Raw genomic sequence first — 6,829 nt, forward strand, 5'->3', positions numbered from 1 at the left:
GCACCACGTCATCACCGCACAGGAGAACATGCCATGACGACCAGCCAGTTCGCCGAAGAGTTCGCCGATCACCCGCCGACCCCGGCCGGCCGGGGTCGGAGCGTCCAGCCACCGGCCGGGGCGGTGCCGCGCGCCCGTGGTGTGGCCGCAGGCTCGGTGGCCGGGGGTTCAGCCGTGGTCGCGGGCCCGATCGTCGCGGTCCCGACCGTCGAGGCACTGGCCGGGTGGCGGCTGCGGCCGGGAGTGGCGGTCACGCCGCTGAGCAGCGGCGTCCATCTGCGCGGCCGCCGGGCCGGCGTCACGCTGGAGGGCGGCCCCGGAGTCCCGGCGCTCTGGCGGCTGTTGGAGAACGCGCTGCGCACCGGCGACGACAGCGAGCTGCGGGCCCGGGTCACGGCGGGCTCGCCGGCCCGTGCCGTGCTGGACCGGATGATCACCCAACTCGACGCGCACGGACTGCTGGTGGACCGCTCGGTGGCGGCCGGCGTGCCGTGGCTGGACGCGCTCGCGGGACAGCCCGCGACCGCCGCCGCCGCGATCCTGGCCGCCCGGCCGCAGATCTGCGCGGCCGACACCGGCGGTCCGCTGGCCCGAGCCGCCCGGCGGGCGCTGGAGCGGGCCGGCGCGGCCCCCTCCAGCGTGGTCGGCGGGGCAGGGGCGATCGAACCCGCCGGGCAGATCGTGGTCTGCGGCGGACCCGGGCACGCGTACGCGGTCGCCGCCCGGGCCGCCGGCGGCATCGGCTTCGTCACCGCGCCCGGCAGTCCGCAGCAGGTGCGGGCCGACGCGGCGGCGCTCACCGCGCGGCTGCGGATGCCGAAGAGCGCGGCGGGTGCGGCGGGCGCCGTGCCCGGCACCCTGGCGGTGCTGCTGGCCGGCGCCGCCGTCCAGCGGCTGCTCTGCGCGGTGGCCGAACTGCCCGATCCGGCCCACGAGGGCGAGGATCTGTGGACGCTGCCGGACTGGCCCGCGGTGCTGCTCGCCGACGCCGAGCCGGCCCGGGCCGAGTACCACTCGTGGCGCGGCCCGGACCCGCTGGATGCCGACCGGATGACCACCGCGGAGCCGCCGGCCACGCTGGTGGAGGCGCTGCGGCGCGGCGCCGCGCTCGGGGACGAGCGGATCGGCCCGCTCGCGGCCCCGCAGCCCGGCGCCCTGCCGCAGCTGCCGGTCGCGCTGGCCAGCTGCCCGGTGGTGGACCGCACGGTGCTCGCGGGCGCGGTGCGGCTCGACCTGGCCCGGCTGGAGGCGCTCTGCGCGGCGGCCGAACTCCGGCTGGGCGACAGCATGTCCGTGGTCGCGGTCGGCGCCGACCCGCAGCACGCGTGGGGGCGCGCGCTGCGGCGGATGGTGGCCGGTGTCGAGTGGCTGCACGCCGAGTCGGTGGAGCACGCCGAGGAGGAGTGGGCCGAGCACCGCCAGGCCGGCTACTGGTGGACGACGCTGACCGAGCGGCTCGGCGTACGGGCCAAGGTCAGCGTGGTGCGGGTGGCGCCGGGCGTGTCGGCGTACCGCGCGGTGGTGCGGGCCGGGCGGGTGCTCGGGCGGGCGGTCGAGGCCACGATCGGGGACGCCGTCGCGTTCGCGGCGCTCGCCGTGGTCGGGCAGCTGACGGTGGCGCGGTGGAATCAGCAGCTGGCCGCGCCGCCGGATCTGACGAAGCGTCACGAGGCCTGGAGCAGCGGAGCGGTGGCGCCGTTGGCGATCGCCGGCGGGCAGCCGGCCGACTGGGAGGACGAGGGCTGGGCAACCGGCTGGCTCGCCGAACTGGCCGGCCGGGAGGCGGAACTCCAGCTGGCGCTGCGGAAGTTGACCGGCCTGCGGGGCGAGGCGTGGGAGGTCAAGGCGGGCAAGCGGATCGGCGCCGAGCGGCGCGCGCTCGCGGCAGGTCTGCGCGGCGCCGGGTACACCGCGCTGCGACTGGCCGGGGCGGCCTGATGACTACGCCGATGGCAGCGCAGACCGCCTCCGTCCTTGCCGGGCAGGCCGAACTCGCCGAGCCGGTGGCGGTGGTGGACCCGCTGATCGCCGTGCTCGCGCCGCTCGGCGTGCCGGTGCTGGACGCCGCCGAGGCGCTGCGGCTGACCAGTGGCACGGCGGTGGTCTCGCTGGACCACTGGTCGCTCGGCCTGGCCGAGGAGTTGAGCCGGCACGCGCTGGCGCACCCGGTGCGGTTGCTGCCGGTCCGCTCGGACGGTGCGCTGTCCGTGCTCGGCCCGCTGCTGCACCCCGGTGCGGCCGCCTGCCTGAGCTGCACGGAGTACCAGCGGCTGGCCGGTGCGGGCGGCCGGGTGCCCTGGCAGAGCCCGGAGTTGCGGCTGGCCGGGCTGGTGGTGCCGGCGCTCGCGGAGGCGGTCGGCTGCCTGGCGGCGGAGCTGCTGGCGGACCGTCCGGAAGAGGACGATGGTGGCGCGGCGGACAGCGCGACGGTGCAGATCGTCCACAACACCCGGGCGACCTGGTCCACCCACCAGGTCCGTCCGGTCGGTGGCTGCGCGGTCTGCCATCCGCTGCCGTCCGACGCGTCGCCGACCGGCCGACGTGCCGTGCTGCGCGCCTCGTTCGAGGAGCTCGGGCCCGAGCGCGCGCTGGACCCCGAGCGCCTCGGCCTGCCCGATCCCGCCTACCAGGGGCACCCGGCCTCGGCCACCGTCCGCTACACGCCGCAGCTCCCGCTCGACTGGGTCCACGGCTGGTCGCTCACCCACCGGCGCCCGATCGCCGTCCCCGAGCACGTCGCCCACCGGGACGCGCCCGGCGCCGGTCGCCCCCGGGTCGTCTACGAGACCTCGAACGGTTCCGGTCTCGGCAGCAGCCCCCAGGAGGCGGCGCTGCACGGCCTGTTCGAGGTCGCCGAGCGCGACGCGTTCCTGATGGCCTGGTACGCGGCCACCCCGCTGCGCCGGATCGAGCCGCCGGATGACGACCCCGAGCTGCTCCAGGCGGCCGACCGGGCGGAGCTGCTCGGCTACCGGCTCACCCTGCTGGACGCGAGCAACGACCTCGGCATCCCGGTCGTGCTGGCCGGCTGCCGCTACCAGGGTGGCCACCCGCAGGCGCCACGCACCTTCCTGGCCGCCGGCGCACACCACGATCCGCGCATGGCGCTGCGCTCGGCGGCGGCCGGGGCGGTGGCGAGCCTGTACCGGTGGACGCGGCGCGTACCGGTGGCCGGCGGGCCGAGCGATCCGCGTCGGCTGCAGCCGATGCTCGCCGAGCCGGAGCTGGTCCGCTCGCCGGACGACCACGTGGGGCTGAACGCGCTGCCGCAGGCGCAGCAGCGGCTCGCGTTCCTGTTCGACGCGGCGGACGGCGCCGCGCTGCCGGCAGCCGAGTGGATGGCCGATCAGGTGCCCGAGCAGATGCGTGAGCCTGACCCGGTGACCGATGCGGCCGAGCTGGCGGGCGAGTTGCTCGACGCCGCGGTGCGGCGGCTGGCCGGGCTCGGCCTGGAGGTGATCGTGGTCGGCCGTGACGAAGCCGGCCGCGCTGAGCGCTCCGGCCCGCACCGCGTGAAGGTCATCGTGCCGGGCACGCTGCCGCTGACCTTCGGACACGTCAACCACCGCACCCGCGGCCTGCCCCGGCTGCTGGAGGTCCCGTACCGGCTGGGCCGGGCCGCGCGGCCGCTGCGTCCGGAGGAGCTCACGCTGCACCCGCACCCGATCCCGTACGTGTCCAGATGAACAGCCGTCCCGAGCCGGTTGAGGAGCCGAAGTGAGCGCAGCACGGAGCGGTCCGGACTGGCAGGGCCTGCACCTGTTCCTGCACAGCGGGACGGCGCAGGTCGACGCGTTCCTGACCGACCAACTCGCCCCGGTGCTCGATGGCTTGGTGGCCGAGGGGCGGGCCGCCGATTGGTTCTTCATCCGCTACGGCGAGGGCGGCCCGCACCTGCGGATCCGGCTGCGCGAGCCAGCGCCGGGGACCGTGGCCGAGCTGGCGCAGCTGCTGCCCCGGCTCGCGAAGGCGTGCCCGGAGCTGGACGCCGCAGCCGGCTCGTGGCCCTCGCGGCACGGGGAGGTCCGCGAGGTGCCGTACGTCCCGGAGACCGGGCGGTACGGGGGCCCGCGTGCGCTGCCGGCCGCCGAGCAGCTCTTCGCGGCCTCCAGCCGGGTCGCGGTGGCGGCGCTGCGTGGTGCCCCGCGCGGCGCCGACCGGCTGATGCTCGCGTTCGACCTGGCACAGGCGACCGCGGTCGGCCTCGACCTGGACCGGCTCGCGGCGGCGCGCTGGCTGCGCGGGCACGCGGCCGGCTGGCGCTGGGTCACCGAGGTGCCGCTGCTGCCCGCCGCTGTCGTGCACGCCCGGGTGAACGCGGTCTACACCGCGCAGCAGGCGGCCCTGGTCCGGCGGGCCGAGGCGCTGCGGGAGGGCCTTCGGGAGGTGCTCGGGGAAGCCCGGGACGGGCGGGAGAGCCGCGAGGGCCTGCGCGAGGGGTCCCGGGAGGGGGCGCGGTCGGGGACGGCCGCGCCGTGGGCGGAGCAGTGGGCCCGGGACGTGTGGGTGGCGCAGCAGCGGGTGCGGGCGGCCGGCGAGGAGGCGTGGCTGCCCTGGGTCTGGGGCTCGCAACTGCACATGCTGCTCAACCGGTTGGGGGTCAGCCCCGACGAGGAGCGCGCGGTCTGCCGGCTGGCCGGCCGCACGCTGCTGGACGCGGGCGAGCCGCCGTCGTTCTTCCCGACCGGCCACCGCGCGCCGGACCGGCAGTACCTGGAGCGCAGCAAGTTCCAGATCGGCCGCAACCAGGACAGCGCGGTGCGGCCGCTGCCACCGCCGCCACCGATCGCGGCGGGCGTGGCCGGTGCGAGCGAGGTGGAGCTGCCGGCCGTGCCGCTGCCCGCACTGCCGCTGGCCGCCGTGCTCGCCGCGCGCAGCTCGGCGCGCGGGCCACTGCGCGGCCCGCTGACCGCCGAGGTGCTCGGCAGCGCGCTCTGGGGTGCGTACGCGCAGAGCCACCACACCGAACAGCGGCTCGCCGACGGGGACGTCCGGCTGTTCCCGCACCGCCCCTACCCGAGCGCGGGCGCGCTGTACACGGCCCGGCTGCGGCTGCTCGTGCTGGACGTCGCCGGGCTGCCGGCGGGCAGCTACGAGTGCCTGCCCGAACGCCGCACGCTGCGCCGGCTCGGCCCGGCGCCCACGCTGGACGAGCTCAAGGCGCTCTCCTCCTACTTCGCCCGCCCGGCCGGGGACCCGGACGGCATCGGCATCGAGCAGGCACCGGCCGTCCTGGGGCTCTACGTCGACCTCGGCCGGCTGCGGCAGCGGTACGGCCTGCGGGCACTGCGCCTGGGCCTGCTGGAGGCCGGGCACCTGGCCCAGACGCTGCTGCTGACCCTCACCGCGCACGGCCTGGCCGGCACCCCGGTCGGCGGATTCCAGGACGACCTGGCGCACGAACTGCTCGGGCTGGACGAGCTGGACGAGCCACTGCAGTACCTGCTGCCGATGGGCCGTATGTGAGCCCGTGCCCGGCGCGTGCCGTGCTGGTCAGCCGATGCTCAGGTCCGCCGCCACGGCTGCCAGTACCGCGTCGGTGGCCGGGGCCGGGGGGCTGAGGAAGAAGTGGCCGCCGGGGAAGGTGCGCAGGGTGCTGGGGGCGGTGCTGGTGGCGGTCCAGCGTTCCAGGTCGACGCGGGAGACGGTGTCCTGCTCGCCGCCGAAGACGCTGACCGGGCAGTCCAGCGGCGGGCCGGTGGGGAAGGCGAGGCTGTCGCAGATCGCGTAGTCGTCGCGCAGGGTCGGCAGGATCAGGTCGAGCAGGTCCCGGTCGGCCAGCACGCCCTCGGGTGTGCCGCCCATCTCGCGCAGGTCCGCGACCAGTTCGGCCTCGGTCCAGCGCGACCGGCCCGGCTTGCGGGGCGCGGAGCCCGGGCCGCCGCAGCCGCTGAGCAGCAGGCGCTCGGGCTGGGGGTCACCGTGCCGGCGAGCCGCGTGCGCCAGCCCGTACGAGAGCAGGCCGCCCATGCTGTGGCCGAACAGCGCGTACGGCTGCCGGAGCACCGGGCGCAGTGCGGAGTGCAACTGCTGGACGGCCTGCTGGTAGTCCGTCAGGGCGGGCTCGCTGATGCGCGTCTCACGGCCCGGCAGCTGGACCGCCAGCACCTCGACGTCGGCGGGCATCCGGCTCGCCCAGTCGCGGAAGAAGGCCGGGCCGCTGCCGGCCGGGTGGCAGCAGATCAGGCGCAGCCGGGCGGCCGGGCGGGGCTGGTAGCAGCGCAGCCAGGGGGTGGCGGGGATGACGGGCAACGGGACTCTCCGGTGACGGTGGACGGGACGGCACAGGGCCCGGGCACACGGCCCGGGCCCTGAGAGGTGGCGCTGAGTCAGACGGTTCAGCTGGTTTGCAGCCGGTCCGGCTGGTTCAGTTCGCCTCGGCCATGGCGCGGATCAGGCTGGCCGGTCGCATGTCGGTCCAGTTGGCCTCGACGTGGTCCAGGCAGGCCTGGCGGGTGTCGGGGCCGTGGGCGACGGTCCAGCCGGCCGGCACCTCGGCGAAGGCGGGCCAGAGCGAGTGCTGGTTCTCGTCGTTCACCAGCACCAGGTAGCTGCCGTCAGCGTCCTCGAACGGGTTCGCCATGGGGGTGGTTCCTCTCAACGTGCTCGGATGTGCTCAGTATTGCGTCTGAGTCTTTCAAAGGTGAACTGAGTACCGGTCGAATTCGACGGTCCGTCACGGTGCGACCATGATCGGCGGTGAAGAACGGCAGGCCGCCGTCGCATGGACCCGGGGTGAACTTGTCCGACAGGTTCGTGTGCAGGACGAACGTCGCCGCGGCGGGCAATCTCCTTCTTTGGGGAGGACGGAGGGAGTTGCTTTTGTTTG

At 76.2% G+C, this 6,829-nt stretch carries 5 protein-coding genes; 3 read left to right on the forward strand and 2 right to left on the reverse strand.

Annotation, left to right across the window (positions count from 1 at the left end; translation table 11 throughout):
- Positions 1–33: 33 nt before the first annotated feature.
- Genes AC060L_RS11695 through AC060L_RS11705 form a run of 3 tightly spaced genes read left to right on the forward strand, consistent with a single transcriptional unit; the run spans position 34 to position 5,466 of the window.
- Positions 34–1,938 (forward strand): hypothetical protein, encoded by a 1,905-nt coding sequence (locus AC060L_RS11695; protein ID WP_483798585.1) that lies wholly within the window; start codon positions 34–36, stop codon positions 1,936–1,938.
- Positions 1,939–1,949: 11 nt separating this feature from the next.
- Positions 1,950–3,686, forward strand: a complete 1,737-nt coding sequence (locus tag AC060L_RS11700; protein WP_483798586.1) for a TOMM precursor leader peptide-binding protein — start codon at positions 1,950–1,952, stop codon at positions 3,684–3,686.
- A gap of 31 nt (positions 3,687–3,717) precedes the next feature.
- A complete protein-coding gene (locus tag AC060L_RS11705; RefSeq protein ID WP_483798587.1) occupies positions 3,718–5,466 on the forward strand; it encodes a thiopeptide-type bacteriocin biosynthesis protein in 1,749 nt (582 codons plus the stop codon).
- Between the two features lie 27 nt (positions 5,467–5,493).
- On the opposite strand, the gene AC060L_RS11710 is transcribed toward AC060L_RS11705, so the two are convergent.
- Both AC060L_RS11710 and AC060L_RS11715 read right to left on the reverse strand, forming a co-directional pair.
- A complete protein-coding gene (locus AC060L_RS11710) occupies positions 5,494–6,252 on the reverse strand; it encodes a thioesterase II family protein (protein WP_483798588.1) in 759 nt (252 codons plus the stop codon).
- A gap of 115 nt (positions 6,253–6,367) precedes the next feature.
- Positions 6,368–6,583, reverse strand: coding sequence for an MbtH family protein (locus AC060L_RS11715; protein ID WP_483798589.1), 216 nt, complete (start codon positions 6,581–6,583; stop codon positions 6,368–6,370).
- Positions 6,584–6,829: the final 246 nt, after the last annotated feature.

It is taken from the genome of Kitasatospora sp. NEAU-69, from assembly GCF_057158765.1.